Source organism: Geodermatophilus sp. SYSU D00742, from assembly GCF_054049935.1.
The window spans coordinates 67,376-82,038 of the sequence record NZ_JBJGYJ010000002.1 but is presented as its reverse complement, the minus strand read 5'-3'; the positions used below and the strand labels follow the sequence as shown (position 1 = coordinate 82,038).

Sequence of the window (14,663 nt, the reverse complement as noted above, 5' to 3'; positions counted from 1 at the left end):
GGGCGGCCCCCCGGTCGTTGACCCGTCGATGGAGGGATGCGTGACCGCCGGCCCGGACCGTCTCGTCGAGGAGGGTCTCGACGACGCGCTCTGGCGGCTGCTGGCGGCCAGCCACCACGACGACCCCACCGTGTTCGCCCGCGAGCACGACCGGGCCGAGCCCGCGCTCCTGGCCACCACCGAGCCGCACTGGACCGCGTGGCAGCACGCGTTCGCCGCGCAGCGGGGCCTGCTCGAGGGGGACCGGGAGGCCGCCGCGGTCGGTGTGCGGGCGGCCCGCGACGCGTTGGTCCGGTGCCCACCCTCGGCGGGGACGGCGCTGACCCTGGCCTACCTGGCCCACGTCGAGGTCGCCTCCGACCACGTCGACGCCGCGATGCTGATGGCCATCGACGCCAGCCTGATCGCCGAGAGCCCGAGCGCGGGCGGACCGTCGCGGGCGCTGCACCAGACCCACCGGTGGCTGTCGCTGACCCTCACCGCGCTGGACCTCGAGGAGCTCGCCGTCGCCCAGGCGCTGTCGGGTCACCGGGTCGCCGCGGCGCTGCCCGACCTCGCCGACCAGTGGCGGCTGCTGCAGCTGTGCGCCCAACAGCACGCCGAGCTGGCCCAGACCCTGCACCGGCGCGGCGACCTCGACCGGTCCCGCGAGCTGGCCGACGTCGCCGTCGAGTGCGCCGGGACCGCCCGTGCCCTCGACTGGGAGCCCACGCCCGCCGAGCAGGACCTGCTGGACGTCGTCCAGGCGTGGGGCCTGACCTGCCGCGGCGACCTCGACGACGCCCTCGGGCCGCTGCGCAGCGCCCACCGGCGGGTCCACCGCGACGGCGGCATCTGGCTGCGCGGGTACACCGACCTCGTCCTGGCCCGGCTGCTCACCCGGCTCTCGCGCTCCCAGGCCGGCGGCGGGCACGGCGCCGAGGCCACGGACCTGCTGGTCGACGCGGCGGGGGCCTTCGCCGCGACGGGGGACCGCCGGCGCTACCGCCAGTGCCTGCTGGAGCTGGGGCAGAGCACCGCGGCGATGGGCCGCCCCGCGGAGGCGCTGCACTGGCTGGAGGCCTACCGCGCCGACACCGGGCGGGCCCACGCCCGCGGCCGGGAGCTGTGGGCGGAGATGTTCGTGCGGCGCAGCCGGCTGCGCGAGGCCGAGCGGCAGACCGCCGTCCTCCGGCGGCACGCCATGGAGGACCCCCTCACCGGCCTGGGCAACCGGCGCAGCGCGGAGCGGCGGCTGGGCACCCTGCGCCTGGGCGAGGAGCCGCTGTCGCTGGCCGTGGTCGACGTCGACCGCTTCAAGGAGGTCAACGACGACACCTCGCACTCGCACGGCGACGAGGTGCTGCGGCGGGTGGCCGCGCTGCTGCTGGAGCACAGCCGCGCCGGTGACGAGGTGTACCGCTGGGCCGGCGACGAGTTCCTCGTCGTCCTGCCGACGGCGACCGAGAGCCAGGCGCTGGTCGCCATGGAGCGGCTGCGCGCCGCCGTGGCCGGCGCCGACTGGGAGGACCTGCAGCTGACCGAGCCGGTGACCGTGAGCATCGGGGTCGCGACCGCGGCGGGCGCCGGCGAGGAGCCGGTCCCGTGGCGCTCCCTGTTCGACACCGCCGACCTGCACCTGTTCACCGCCAAGCGCAGCGGTCGCAACCGGGTGCGCGCCCCGGGCGGGCAGGCGCCGCACGAGGACGCCTCGTGAGCACGCAGCCCGGATGGGACGGCTGTGACGAAACGGACGACGGTCGTCACAACCGTCGGCGCGCCCCACGAGCGGTGCTCGACTCCGCGGGGGACGACGTGCACAGTGCGCTCGTGCCACCGGGGACCCTGCACCGACGGGTGACCGCTGCGCTGGCGAACTGGCAGCTCGACGACGCCGAGGAGCTGCTCGCCGACGTCGAGACCGACGTCTCCCCCTACGAGGCCTCCGCCCGCGACGACGCGCCGGCCACCCTGGGCCGCGCCTGGGCCGACACGCTGCGCGCCGAGCTGCTGGTGCGGCGGCTGCGGGTCGCCGGGTTCACGCTGGTCGGCGACCCGGTGGAGCCGCCGCACGGCACCGGGAGCCCGCCCGCCCTGGACCTGCACGCCGGGGTGGCCGGGCTCCTCGACGGCCCTCCGACCGGCCCCGGGGCGGGCGAGGACGGCGACCCCCGGGCGGAGTCGGCGTCCCGCGCGGCCCTGGCGATCGCGCTGGTGCGCTCGGCCAAGGCGGCGTTCGACGCCAGCGACGACGACCTGCAGCGCGCGGCCGGCCTGGCCCGGCACGCCCGCATCGAGCTGCTGTCGCGCCGCATCGACGCCGCGATGGACGAGGCGGTGGAGGCCGCCAGCCTGCTGGACGCCGCGCTGCCGCCGTCCCCGCTGCTCATCGACACCCTCGGCACCCTCGCCGCGGTGCTCGCCGACCTCGAGCTCATGCCCCTGGCGCTGGACTACCAGCGGCGGGCGCACGAGGCCGCCGGCGCGGCCGCGGCGACGCCCGGGGTGCTGACCCCCGACGACGGCGGACCCGACGTGCTCGTGGCCCGCACCGCCACCCGGCTCGGCGAGCTGTGCGCCGAGCTGGGCGAGGCGCTGCTGGACGACGGCGTCCCCGAGGCCGCCGAGGCGCACTTCGCCGAGGCACGCGTGCTCGCCGAGCGGGCACTGGCCCTGCTGCCGCCCGAGGCCGCCGAGGCGGTCGTCGCGGCCCAGGTGGTGCACGGCTGGGCGCTGGTGGGTCTCGGCGAGCACACCGCGGCGGCCGCACCGCTGCGCGCCGCCGTCCGCGTGACCTCGGCCGACGGCGACCGCGGCCTCCTGTCGGCCGCGCTGCTGGCCGTGGGCCGCGCGCTGCGCCGCCAGGGCGACGGCCACGGCGCCGACGAGCACCTCGCCCGGGCCCTGGCCACCGCCACCGAGCACGGGCTGCCGCGGCTGCGCCGGGCCGCGCTGCGCGAGCTGTGCACGCTGCACTCGGAGCTGGACGACGCCGGCCGCGCGCTGCCCTACCTGCAGGCCTACCTCGCCGACGAGCTGGACCGGGTCGACGAGCGGCGGACCCGCTGGGTGGAGCTGTTCGGCCGGCGCAAGAGTCTGCTGGAGACCGAGCGCGCCGCCGGGCAGCTGCGCCGGCAGGCCTACGAGGACCCGCTCACCCACCTGCCCAACCGGCGCTACGCCGAGGCGCGGCTGGACGTGCTGCTGTCCTCCGGCGCCGCCCCCGCCCTGGCCGTCGTCGACGTCGACCGCTTCAAGGAGGTCAACGACACCGCCGGGCACTCGACCGGTGACGCGGTGCTGCGCACGGTGGGCGAGCTGCTGATCGCCGGCGTCCGCGACACCGACGAGGTCTGCCGCTGGGCCGGTGACGAGTTCGTCGTCCTGCTGCCCGAGACCACCGCCGAGCAGGCCGAGCGGGCGCTGGAGCGCACCCGTCGCGCCGTCGCCGCCCACGACTGGGCGAGCCTGGGTGTGGAGCTGCCCGTGACCATCAGCGTCGGCATCGCCTCGGCCACCCGCGGCGACGACCGCCGCACCCTGTTCGCCGCCGCCGACGGGGTGCTCTACGACGCCAAGCGCCGCGGCCGCGACCGCGTCGTCCGGCTGTCGGCGAAGACGCAGACCCGCGCCGGCGACCGTCCGCTCGACGCGCTCTCCGGCCCGTCGACGTCGGCTGCGACGCCTGTGACGGACGGGTCCGGAGGGGAGGACACGGCCCCCGCCGGTACCCGGGTGACGACCGTGGCGGCGCCTAGGGTCCCTGCCGTGCAGCCTTCCCCGCTGGACGACCCGGCCGGTGACCCCGGCGGCTTCGCCCCCCTCCTCGTCGAGCCCGTCGACCCGCCGCTGGGTCTGGGCAGCCCGGCCGAGCCCGCCCTCGGCCCGGTCCCGCCGGCCGCGGTGGCGGCTCCCCCGGCCGCGGCGCCGCTGCCGAGCGCCCCGGCCGAACCCGACGTCATCTGGGCCACCGGGCGCAGCACCGAGCAGGTCCTGTCGCTGGTCCGCGAGGCGCGCCGGCACTTCCCCGACCGGCCCGCGGTGGTCGTGCGGGCCACCGCCGAGACCCTGGTCGCGCTGGCCAGCGAGCACGACGCGTACACCACCGTCGACGCCGCGGCGATGTCGGCGGCGGTCGGCCCGCTGCCCGAACCCGCCGGCCGCATCGGCGTCCTCTGCGGCGCCGGCGGTGACCTGCCCGTGGCCGCCGAGGCGGCCTTCGCCGCCCGGGTCACCGGCACCGAGGTGGTGCGGGTGGACGACGTCGGCGGCGGTCGCATCCGGCACGGGCTGCCCGACCGCGCCCTGCTCGACGACGTCGACTGCCTGGTCGTCGTCGCGGGCATGGACGCCTCGCTGGCCGGCGTGGTCGGCGCGACGACCGACGTGCCGGTCGTCGCCGTCCCGACCTCCACCGGGCAGCCCGGCTCGTTCGGCGGGTTCAGCGCGCTCCTGACCATGCTGAACTCGGCGTCGCCCGGCGTCGTGGTGAGCAACATCGACAACGGTCACGCCGCCGGCGTCTTCGCCGCCCGGATCGCCCGCAGGACCCGGCGGTGACACCGTCGCCCCGCCGGGCGACGGCCGCACCCGGGCCCGGCACGGCCTTCGGCCGGGGTGGACCGGTCGCGGGGGCCGGAGGGCTCCGCACCGGGACACGTGCGGCTCCACGCACGAGGGGGACGGCACCTGGCCGCGGTGTGCTCCGGTAGGACGACAGGGTGATCGGGTGGCTCGACCTGGCTGCCGGGGCGTCGGGTGACCTGTTGCTGGGGGCGCTGGTGGACGCCGGGGTGCCGCTCGACGTCCCGGCCGCCGCGGTCGCCGCGCTGCCGGTCGAGCGCGTCGGGCTGAGCACCGAGCAGGTCACCCGGCACGGCCTGGGTGCCACCCGCGTGCACGTGCACGCCCCGCCGTCGGCCGGGCACCGCACCTGGGCCGACGTCCGTGCCCTGCTCGCCGCGGCCGACCTGGCCCCGGCGGTGCGCGAGGGCGCGCTGGCGGTCTTCGAACGGCTGGCCGTCGCCGAGGGACGGGTGCACCGGGTGGCGCCGGAGAGCGTCCACTTCCACGAGGTGGGTGCGCTGGACGCGCTGGCCGACGTCGTCGGCGTGGTCGCCGCGTTCGAGCACCTGGCGCTGGACCGGCTGACCGCCTCCTCCGTCGCCCTGGGCAGCGGCTCGGCCCGCAGCGCGCACGGTGTGGTGCCCGTCCCGGCGCCGGCGGTGCTGGACCTGCTCGCCGGCGTGCCGGTGCACGCCGGCCCCGTGCCGGCCGAGGCCTGCACGCCCACGGGCGCCGCCCTGCTGGCCGCACGGGTGGACGAGTGGACGACGCTGCCGCCGATGCGGGTACACCGCGTGGGCGTCGGCGCGGGCGCCCGCGACCCCGAGCAGCTGCCCAACGTCGTCCGGCTCGTGCTCGGGGAACCGGCGCACCCCACCCCGGCGTCCCCCGTCGTGCTCGAGGCCAACGTCGACGACCTCGACCCGCGGCTGTGGCCCGGCGTGCTGAAGGCGCTGCTGGCCGCCGGGGCCTCCGACGCCTGGCTGACACCGATCCTGATGAAGAAGGGCCGGCCGGCGCACACGCTGTCGGCGCTGTGCCCGCCGGCTGCGGTCGACGCGGTCCGGCGGGCCGTCTTCACCACGACCTCAACGATCGGCCTCCGGGTCGTGCCCGTCGGCAAGGTGGAGCTGGAGCGCGCCACGACGGCGGTCGAGCTGCTCGGCGGCCGCGTCGGGGTCAAGCTCGCTCGCGACCACGGGCGGCTGGTCAACGTCAGCGTGGAGTTCGAGGACGTCGCCGCGCTCGCCCGCGACCGCGGCCTGCCGGTCAAGGAGGTGCTGCGCGCGGCCACCGCCGCCGCCCAGGCCGCCTACCCGTCGGCCTGAGCCGGCGCGCGGGCCCGCAGACCCGCTCCGACCAGGGGGACGACGACGAGGACGACGAGCGCCACCCCGGCCAGGTCGCCCACCGCCCACGCGGCGAACACCGGCAGCGAGGCGATCTCCACACCGAGACCGGCCACCGAGGTGATCGTCGCGCGGTGCGGCCCGGTGATGCGGTGCTGCAGGCGGGCCTCGCCGACCACCAGGACGGCGGTGTACAGGCCGTAGGCCGCGGCCAGCGCCGCCAGCGCCGCCGGCCGCGCCCACAGCGCCGGGACCACCAGGAGCAGCCCCGCGAGGCCGAGCAGCGCCGGCAGCGCACGGTCGGGCAGCCGCTCGGCCCGGCCGGCCAGGGCGCCACCCAGTGCTCCCGCCAGCGCGGTGGCGAGCACCGCGAACGGCACGGCGGCGGTCGGGACGCCCCAGTCGCCGGCCAGCACCGGGAAGTACTCCTCCATCGCGTCCAGGCCACCGAGCAGCGCGACGGCGAGGACGGTGAGCCGCAGGCCCGGACGGCGCAGCGCCTCGACGACCCCCTGCCACAGCGGGACGGTCGCCTCGTCGCCCTCCTCCGCGGCCACGTGCCCGGTCTCGGGGAAACGCAGCGCGAGGGCGGCGGCGGCCAGGCACACGCCCACGCTGGCCCAGCCCACCAGGGGGTAGCCGCCGACGGCGAACAGCGCGCTGGCCGCGAACGCCGTCGGGACCTGCACGAGCAGCTCGGCGGCGGTCATCCAGCCGTTGACGCGGGCGTACGTGCCGGCCGCGCCCACCGCGGCCAGCCCCTCGTACACCAGCGCCTCGGCCGCGCCGGACACCAGCGCGGAGGACGCCCCCCACAGCACGAACCCGACGGCGAAGGCCGCGGTGGCGGGGGCGGCGGTCCACACCACGAAGCCGGCCGCCTGGAGCACGCCGCCGGCCACGACGACGCCGCGGCGCGACCACCGGTCGGCCAGGATGCCCGCCGGGACCTCGGTGAGCAGGCCGCTGACCGACCAGACGGCGAACAGCGCGGAGACCTGCGCTCCGGAGAGCCCCGTGTCGAGGAACAGGAGCGCGTAGAGCGGGTAGTAGGGCACCAGCTCCGACAGTGCGGCCCAGCCCACGGCCAGCCGCGCGACGGGCCGTGCCGCAGGGGGCAGGGAGGCCGTGGACCGGCGTCAACGGAACGGCATGCCGCGGACCGTAGCGCGGCGCCGGCCCGCCCGCACCGGGTCCGCCGGGCCCTCGGTTAGGCTCTGCGGTCGAGAAGGGGAGTAGCCCCCCGTCCGCTGGTCGACATGCTGGCGCGCCACCCCGGTGGCCGCCCGGTCAGCGGGCCCACGCCTGCGCGTGGGTGGGCGAGACCTTCGACCGGAGCAGTCCCGCACTGCCGGTCGGAGGCTGCCCGCACCCGCCCGGCAGTGCCGAGCGGAAAGAGAGTCCCCGTGCTGTCCCTGACGGTCATCGCGACCGCGTTCGCCCTCGTCCTGCCCGTCGAGCTGCCGGACAAGACCCTGTTCGCCAGCCTGGTGCTGGCCACCCGGTTCGCCCCCCTGCCGGTCTTCGTCGGCGTCGGGACGGCGTTCGGGCTCCAGGTGGCCATCGCCGTCACCGCCGGGAGCCTGCTCTCACTCCTCCCCCAGGCGCTGGTCAGCGGTGTGGTCGCGGTGCTGTTCCTGGTCGGCGCCGTCCTGCTGTGGCGCAGCGCGCGCAGCGGGCCGGAGGACGCCGGGGAGGCGGCCGAGAGGCGCGAGCAGACATCGTTCCTGCGGGCGGCGTCGATCTCCTTCGGGGTGCTGTTCGCCGCCGAGTGGGGCGACCTGTCCCAGCTGGCCACGGCCGGGCTCGCCGCCCGCCTCGACGACCCCGTGTCGGTGTTCGTCGGCGCCTGGGCCGCGCTGCTCACCGTCTCCGGGCTCGCGGTGTTCCTCGGCAAGAAGCTGGCCGACCGCCTCCCGGTCGCGCTCATCCGGCGGGTGGCGGCCGCACTGTTCCTGGTCTTCGCCGTCGTGGCCGCCGTCGAGACGGTGCGCATCCTCACCTCCTGATCCGAGACCACCCCGTCCGGGGGAGCCCCGCTCAACCGGACCGGGGGTGGCGTCGATGGGGCAGCAGGACGAGCCGAGGCGCCGTCCTGCGTCAGCACGACACCCGAGGAGCCGTGGGACCCGTGACCGAGCCGGCGGACGGACGCGCCGCAGACCGCGCCGCGCTGTTGCGCGAGCTGGAGGTCCTCGGCGTCCGCCGCGACCCCGAGGTGGACGGCGTGGTCCGGGTGGCCGCCGCGGTCACGGACGTGCCGTACGCGACGGTGCACCTGCTCGGCGGGGACGACCAGCACCAGCTGTCCCCGCACGGGTTCCCCGGTGGCGTCTCGACGCGGGACACCTCGATCAGTGCCGAGCTGGCCGGGTGGGCGCCGGGCGTCCACGCCTTCGAGGACCTCGCCGCGGACCCCCGCTTCGCCGGCAACCCGTGGGTGGACGGCCGCCGGAGCCGGATCCGCGGGTACGCCAGCGCGCACCTGGTCATCGACGGCGTCACCGTCGGGACGCTGGCCGTGATGGACGAGCGGCCGCACCGCTTCACCGACGACGAGCGCGACCGCCTCGGGGACCTCGCCGACGTGATCGTCGCGATCCTCGAGCGCCGCCGCGTCGTCCGTCAGCTGGCCGACGTCGCCGCGGCCACCACCATCGCCCGCCGGGAGGCCGAGCAGGCGCACGCCGAGCTGGTCCGCTCCGAGGCGTTCGTCCGGGCGCTGCTCGAGGCGCTCCCCGTCGGCGTCGTCGCCGCCGACGCCGACGGCCGGGTGGTCGCGTTCAACGAGGTCAGCCGGGAGTGGCACGGGGTGGACGCCGACCCCCGGATCGACGTCGCCGACCTCCCCCCCGCCTTCTCCCTCACCGAGCCCGACGGGCGTCCGCTGGCCCCGCACCGCGTCCCGCTCACCCGGGTGTTCAGCGAGGGCCGGATCGCGCACGTGGAGCTGGGGATCGCGCCGGCCGGGGGCGCCGTGCGCCGGGTGGTGGCGTCGGGCACGTCCATCCGGGACGACGACGGGACGCTGCTCGGTGCGGTCGTCGCGCTGGCCGACGTCACGGCTCAGCGCGAGCTGGAGCAGGCACTGCGGGCGGCGGCGCTGCACGACCCCCTCACCGGCCTGCCCAACCGCGCGCTGCTGATGGACCGGCTGGGCCAGCTCCTCGAGCCCACGCGGCGGGCAGCGGAGCCGCTCACGGTCCTGTTCTGCGACCTCGACGGCTTCAAGCCGGTCAACGACACCGCGGGCCACGCCGTCGGCGACGAGGTGCTGGTCCAGGCGGCCGGCCGGCTGCAGGCGGCGGTGCGCCCCGGCGACACCGTGGCGCGTCTGGGCGGCGACGAGTTCGTCGTGCTCTGCCCCGGGCTGGACCGTCCCGGCGCGGCACGGTCGGTGGCCGACCGGGTGACGGCGGCCTTCGACGCGCCCCTGACCGACGCCCGCGGCGGGGAGCACCGCGTCGGCGTGAGCGTGGGGACCCGGGTCTGCGACCGTGGGGACACCCCGGAGTCGGCGCTGGGTGCCGCCGACGCCGACATGTACCGCGTCAAGAGCGCCCGGCGCTCAGCCGGCGCCGTCCCCGCCTGAGGCGACCGGCGCCACCAGGGCCGGGCGGCAGACCGGCGCGGTGGTGAGGGAGCCGGCACGCGGGCGGCCGGGGTCGGTGGGGGCACAAAGCCACTCCACGCGCGTCGAGGGCGGCCCTAACCTCCGGCTCACGAGCTGTGGAGGAGGCTGCCGTGCCCATCATCCCCGACCTGCCGTGGAAGGCCGATGCCGTCGGTGACGGCCCAGGCGTCGTCGTGCTCACCCAGCTGCACCTGCGTCGCTTCCGCGACGTCCCCGCCTTCCTGCGGGACTCGCTGGCGATCCGGCAGCAGGCCATGCGCTCCCCCGGGGCGCGCTCTCTGTTCCTCCGGGCCCGGCCCCTGGCCCGCCACTTCACCACCGTGTCGTGGTGGGACGACCAGGCCGCGATGGTGGCCTTCGTCCGGACCGACCCGCACCGGTCGGCGATGCGGCGCTGGGGTCCGGGGATGAGGGAGTTCAGCAACCGGTCGTTCCCGGGCACCGAGGGCGTCGTCCCCACCGTGGCGGCGGCCGAGGCCCAGCCGGCCTGACCGGCAGTCCGGCCGGGGCCCGCGCCCCGCCCACGACCGGTCCGGTCGGCGGGGCCCGGACGGCTCAGCGCAGGGTCGGGAGCCAGTCGGCCAGCGCCCGGCCGATCTCGTGCGGGGAGTCCTCGGGCACGAAGTGCGCCCCGGGCACGGTCACCTCGGTCAGCGCCGCCCACTTCCGCACGAAGGCGCGGGGTCGGCCGACCAGCAGGAAACCCGGGTCGGCGTTGAGGAACAGCTTGGGCACGTCGCTGGTGCGCAGCCACTGCCCGTACCGGGCGACGACGTCGCGCACCTTGGGGGGCACGTTCTCGATCGGGATCTGACGGGGCCACTCCAGGGTCGGCCAGCGCTCCTCGGGGCTGCGGAACGGCTCCCGGTAGCGCTCGTGTGCCTCGGGGCTCAGCCCGCGGGCGACCGAGGCCGGCAGGAGCCGCTCCACGAACACGTTCTTCTCGAGCACGGCCGCCGGTCCGTCCGGCCCGCGCATCGTGCGGAAGATGTTCCGGGCCGGGGCCGGCCAGTCCGCCCAGGTCAGCGGGGTGACGATCGCCTCGGTGAAGGCCAGGGCGCGGACGGCGCCGGGGTGCCGGTGCGCCCAGTCGAAGCCGAGGGCCGACCCCCAGTCGTGCGCCACGATGGTGACCCGCTCGGTCGCGCCGACCGCGTCGAGGAAGCGCTCCAGGAAGCCGGCGTGGGCGGCGAAGGAGTAGCTGCCCGGCCCGGGGTCGGGCAGCTTGTCCGACTCCCCCATGCCGATGAGGTCGGGAGCCAGGCAGCGGCCCAGGTGCTGCACGTGCGGGAGGACGTTGCGCCAGAGGTAGGACGACGTCGGGTTGCCGTGCAGGAAGACGATCGGATCACCCTCCCCCACCTCGACGTAGGCCATCTGGAGGTTGCCGTCGGCCCGCCGGTCCACCCGCACGCGCTTGCGGGGGAAGGGGTCCTCGGGGGAGACGTCGTCGACGGCCATGCCTGCGATCCTCACCCATCCCCCGGAGGGACACCCGTCGGGCCGGTCGCACCGCCGGCGGCCTGCCGCGCGGCCGCACCGCGGGCGGCCTGCCGCGCGGCCGCCTCGATGCGGTCGCGGAAGGCCGCCCACTCCGCGTCGCTGCGCTCGGGGAGGTTCGCGTCGGCCGCGCTCATGCCGGCCACGCCGTCGATGGACTCCCGGACGACGTCGGCGTGCCCGGCGTGCCGCGCGACCTCGACGCACGTGTGCACCAGGAGGGTGTGCAGCGTCGGGTGACGGCGCTCCTGCGGCCACCACGGCACCTCGCCGACGGCGTCCAGGGGCAGCGCCTCGATGGTGGCGTCGGCGTGCGCGGCGGAGAACCGGTACAGCTCCACGACGTCCTCACGGAGCTCACCGGCGGGCACCCACATGTCGGCGTCGTCCTCGGCGCCGTCGCCCTCCCACGGGGAGGTGACGCCGCTCGGCCGGCCGAGCACCTCGCCGAAGTAGCCGAGCTGCACGTACGCCACGTGCTCGACCAGGCCGAGCAGGTTCGTGCCGGTGCGCGTCATGGGCCGGCGGACCGAGTACTCGTCGAGACCGTCGAGCTTGCCGAGCAGGTCTGCCCGGCGCCGCCGCAGGTAGGAGTGCAGCGTCGCCTTCTCGTCCATGGCCGCGCACCCTGCCGCAGACAGGACCCGCCTGCCCCCCGTGCCTCGCCGGCTCGGCGCGGGCCCCTGCAGGCGGGCCGGGATCGCGCTTGACCCTGACGCGACGTCAGGCTGTGCACTCGTCCCCGTCGGAGAGAGGAGGGACCGTGAACGTGGGAGAGGTGGCCGGCCTGGCCGGTGTCACGGTGCGCACGCTGCACCACTACGACCGGATCGGGCTGGTCTCGCCGTCCGGGCGGACGGCGGCGGGGTACCGCCAGTACTCGCCGGCCGACCTGGACCGGCTGCACTCGGTGCTGCTCTACCGCGACCTCGGTTTCCCCCTCGAGGAGATCGCGACCCTGCTGGACGACCCGTCGGCCGATCCCGCCGTGCACCTGCGGCGACAGCACCGCCTGCTGCAGGACCGGCTGGAGCGGACCCGGGCCATGGTCGCGGCCGTGGAGAAGGAGATGGAGGCGAGAGCCGTGGGGATCGACCTGACCCCCGAGGAGAAGTTCGAGCTGTTCGGCGACTGGCTGCCCGAGGAGTACGAGGCCGAGGCCGAGCAGAGGTGGGGCGACACGGAGGCGTGGGCCCAGTCGCAGCGGCGGACCCGCGCCTACACCAAGGACGACTGGGTCCGGGTCAAGGCCGAGGGGGAGGACGTCGAGTCGCGGTTCGCGACCGCGCTGCGCGACGGCGTCCCTGCCGACTCCGCGACGGCGATGGACCTCGCCGAGGAGCACCGGCAGCAGATCAGCCGGAACTTCTACGACTGCACGTACGAGATCCATGCCGGGCTCGGCCGCATGTACGTGGAGGACGAGCGGTTCACCGCGCACTACGAGCGGATCGCGCCGGGGCTGGCGCAGTACGTCAGCGACGCGATCCGGGCCAACGCCGCCCACCGAGGAGCCTGAGGCCGGCGCTCCGGTGCGTTCCACGTGCAACCGGGCACCTGGAGGACCCGGAGCACGAGGGGCGCCCCGGGAGGGGCAGGGACGGCCCCGTCCCTGCCCCTCCCGGGTGGTCAGACGCGGACGAGCAGCTCGCCGTGCAGCATGCCGAGCCAGCCGTCGTCCGCGGCGGCCCAGCGCAGCCAGGCCGCGGCGATCTCCTGGAGGTCGCCCGGCGTGGCCAGGCCGTAGGCCACCGCCTGCTCGGCGAAGGCCGACGCCGTCGCGCGCCCGGCCCACGAGGTGCCCCACCACTCCCGCTCCGCCGGGGCGGCGAAACACCAGGAGCTGGTCGTGGCCGTGACGTCGCGCAGCCCGGCGGCGTGCGCCCAGGCCAGCAACCGGCGCCCGGCGTCGGGCTCGGCGTCGTTGCGCCGGGCCACCTGCTGGTACAGCGCCAGCCACCGGTCCAGGCCCGGGTCGGCCGGGTACCAGGCGGTGACGGCGTAGTCGACGTCCCGGACGGCGACCACCCCGCCCGGCCGGCAGACCCGGGCCATCTCCCGCAGCGCGGCGACCGGGTCGGTGAGGTGCTGCAGCACCTGGTGGGCGTGGACGACGTCGAAGGACCCGTCCGCCGCGTCGACGGCGTAGACGTCGCCGACCGCGAAGGTCACGTCGACGCCCGCCGCGGCGGCCGCCGCCCGGGCCTCCCCGAGCGGCGCGGGTGAGAGGTCGAGCCCGAGGACCCGGCCCGGGGCGACGCGCGCGGCGAGGTCGACGGTGATCGTGCCCGGACCGCAGCCGACGTCGAGCAGGTCCAGCCCCGGGCGCAGGTGCGAGAGGAGGTAGCCGGCCGAGTTCTCCGCCGTCCGCCAGCGGTGGGACTGCAGGACCGGTTCGGCGTGCCCGTGCGTGTAGGTGTCCACCCCGGCAGCCTGCACCTCGTGCCCACAGGGTGGAACAGCGTTCTCGCAGAATGGGACACCGACGTCGTCCGGCCGTGGTCGTCGGGAGGCTGGTCCCCATGACTGCCCTGCGCGCACTGCTCCGCGACCAGACGGTCCAGCGCGGGGTCCGGGCGGCCGTCGCGGCCGGGCTGGCGTGGCAGGTCGCCGTCCTGCTGCCGTCCGACCTCGCCGAGTACGCGTACTACGCGCCGCTCGGCGCCATCATCGCCGTCCACCCCACCATCGCCGACGCCGCGAGCGCCTCGTGGCGCACGGTGCTGGCCATCCTGCTCGGCCTCGGCCTCGCGGTCGCCGTCCACGAGCTGACGGCCGGGCTGCCGGAGGCCCTCGTCCTGGCCCTCCTGGTGGCCCTGGCCGTCGGCCTGGAACGCTGGTCGCTGCTCGGCTCGAACGCGAGCTGGGTGAGCGTGGCCGCCGTCTTCATGCTCACCGTCGGCGCCGGGGACCCGGCCGACTTCGTCGCGGCGTACGCCGGGCTGGTGCTGCTCGGGGCGGCCGTCGGGGTGCTGGTCACCGCCCTGTTCCCGCCGCTGAACCTCACGCCGGCCCGGCGCGCGGTCGACGCCACCCGCGCCCTCCTCGCCGAGCACCTCTCCGCCACCGCCGCCGAGCTGCGGGCGGGCCGGTCCCCGACGCTGGAGGAGGAGCTGCGGCGGGCCACCGCCCGCGACGCCGTCCTCGGCCGGATGCGCGAGGCCGCGCGGACGGTCGAGCGGGCGCAGCGGGCCAACGCGCGGGCCCGCCGCTGGCAGGACGCGAGGATGCGCATCCAGGAGCAGGCCCGGGCGCTGGAGCGCGTCGCCGTCCTCCTCGACGACGTCACCGTCCTGCTGGCCGAGTACGAGCCGCACCGCCGTGGGGGCGAGCGCCCGGACCTGGGCACCGCGGTGCGGATCGCCGACGCACTCGAGGGGGTCGCCGGCGTCATCCGGACGCCGTACCACGCCGTGGACGCGACCCGGCCCGACGAGCGCGACCGCCAGGTCCGGGTCGCCGACGACGCGCTGGCCGCCCTGGTCGACCGGCTGCGGGCCACCACCCTCGACGAGGACCCCGGGTTGCTCCCGCTCAGCGCGGTGGCGGTCGGGGTGGAGCGGGCACTGACCGTGCTCGACGCCCTGCACGGCGAGGAGCGGGCGGCCTGACTGCGACCAGACTCACGTCCCCGC

General features: G+C 76.8%; 12 protein-coding genes. 8 read left to right on the top strand and 4 right to left on the bottom strand.

Features of this window, described 5'->3' with window-relative positions; genetic code table 11:
• The first annotated feature begins 40 nt into the window (after positions 1-40).
• The 3 genes from ACI78V_RS01815 (at position 41) to larC (ending at position 5,873) form a co-directional block, all read left to right on the top strand.
• Positions 41-1,696: a GGDEF domain-containing protein gene (locus ACI78V_RS01815; protein ID WP_456848333.1), complete on the top strand. Its 1,656-nt coding sequence runs from the start codon at positions 41-43 to the stop codon at positions 1,694-1,696.
• Between the two features lie 140 nt (positions 1,697-1,836).
• Positions 1,837-4,539, top strand: a complete 2,703-nt coding sequence (locus ACI78V_RS01810; protein ID WP_456848331.1) for a diguanylate cyclase domain-containing protein — start codon at positions 1,837-1,839, stop codon at positions 4,537-4,539.
• 161 nt (positions 4,540-4,700) lie between these two features.
• On the top strand, positions 4,701-5,873 hold the full coding sequence (gene larC, locus ACI78V_RS01805; RefSeq protein ID WP_456848329.1) for a nickel pincer cofactor biosynthesis protein LarC: 1,173 nt from the start codon (positions 4,701-4,703) through the stop codon (positions 5,871-5,873).
• Here larC and ACI78V_RS01800 read toward each other — a convergent pair.
• Positions 5,858-6,952 carry an MFS transporter gene (locus ACI78V_RS01800; RefSeq protein WP_456848327.1) on the bottom strand — a complete coding sequence of 365 codons (1,095 nt, stop codon included), beginning with the start codon at positions 6,950-6,952 and terminating at the stop codon, positions 5,858-5,860. The two genes, larC and ACI78V_RS01800, sit on opposite strands and share 16 nt — an antisense overlap.
• 348 nt (positions 6,953-7,300) lie before the next feature.
• Between ACI78V_RS01800 and ACI78V_RS01795 the strand changes: the two genes are divergently transcribed.
• The 3 genes from ACI78V_RS01795 to ACI78V_RS01785 all read left to right on the top strand — a co-directional run bounded on the left by ACI78V_RS01795 (position 7,301) and on the right by ACI78V_RS01785 (position 10,019).
• The gene (locus ACI78V_RS01795) at positions 7,301-7,903 is read left to right on the top strand and encodes a TMEM165/GDT1 family protein (RefSeq protein ID WP_456848325.1); all 603 of its coding nucleotides are present in this window, start codon (positions 7,301-7,303) and stop codon (positions 7,901-7,903) included.
• 122 nt (positions 7,904-8,025) lie between these two features.
• Positions 8,026-9,486, top strand: a complete 1,461-nt coding sequence (locus ACI78V_RS01790; protein ID WP_456848323.1) for a diguanylate cyclase domain-containing protein — start codon at positions 8,026-8,028, stop codon at positions 9,484-9,486.
• A 152-nt stretch (positions 9,487-9,638) separates the two neighbouring features.
• Positions 9,639-10,019, top strand: a complete 381-nt coding sequence (locus ACI78V_RS01785; RefSeq protein ID WP_456848321.1) for a hypothetical protein — start codon at positions 9,639-9,641, stop codon at positions 10,017-10,019.
• A 64-nt stretch (positions 10,020-10,083) separates the two neighbouring features.
• Here the strand turns inward: ACI78V_RS01785 and ACI78V_RS01780 are convergent, their stop codons facing one another.
• Both ACI78V_RS01780 and ACI78V_RS01775 read right to left on the bottom strand, forming a co-directional pair.
• Positions 10,084-10,989, bottom strand: coding sequence for a haloalkane dehalogenase (locus ACI78V_RS01780; protein WP_456848319.1), 906 nt, complete (start codon positions 10,987-10,989; stop codon positions 10,084-10,086).
• A gap of 11 nt (positions 10,990-11,000) precedes the next feature.
• Positions 11,001-11,645, bottom strand: a complete 645-nt coding sequence (locus tag ACI78V_RS01775; RefSeq protein ID WP_456848317.1) for a DinB family protein — start codon at positions 11,643-11,645, stop codon at positions 11,001-11,003.
• A 146-nt stretch (positions 11,646-11,791) separates the two neighbouring features.
• On the opposite strand from ACI78V_RS01775, the gene ACI78V_RS01770 reads away from it, so the two are divergent.
• Positions 11,792-12,547, top strand: coding sequence for a MerR family transcriptional regulator (locus ACI78V_RS01770; RefSeq protein WP_456848315.1), 756 nt, complete (start codon positions 11,792-11,794; stop codon positions 12,545-12,547).
• Positions 12,548-12,657: 110 nt separating this feature from the next.
• On the opposite strand, the gene ACI78V_RS01765 is transcribed toward ACI78V_RS01770, so the two are convergent.
• Complete coding sequence (locus ACI78V_RS01765) at positions 12,658-13,452, bottom strand: methyltransferase domain-containing protein (protein WP_456848313.1); 795 nt, start codon at positions 13,450-13,452, stop codon at positions 12,658-12,660.
• 98 nt (positions 13,453-13,550) lie between these two features.
• Here ACI78V_RS01765 and ACI78V_RS01760 point away from each other — a divergent pair, with 98 nt between their 5' ends.
• Positions 13,551-14,639: an aromatic acid exporter family protein gene (locus ACI78V_RS01760; protein WP_456848311.1), complete on the top strand. Its 1,089-nt coding sequence runs from the start codon at positions 13,551-13,553 to the stop codon at positions 14,637-14,639.
• Positions 14,640-14,663: the final 24 nt, after the last annotated feature.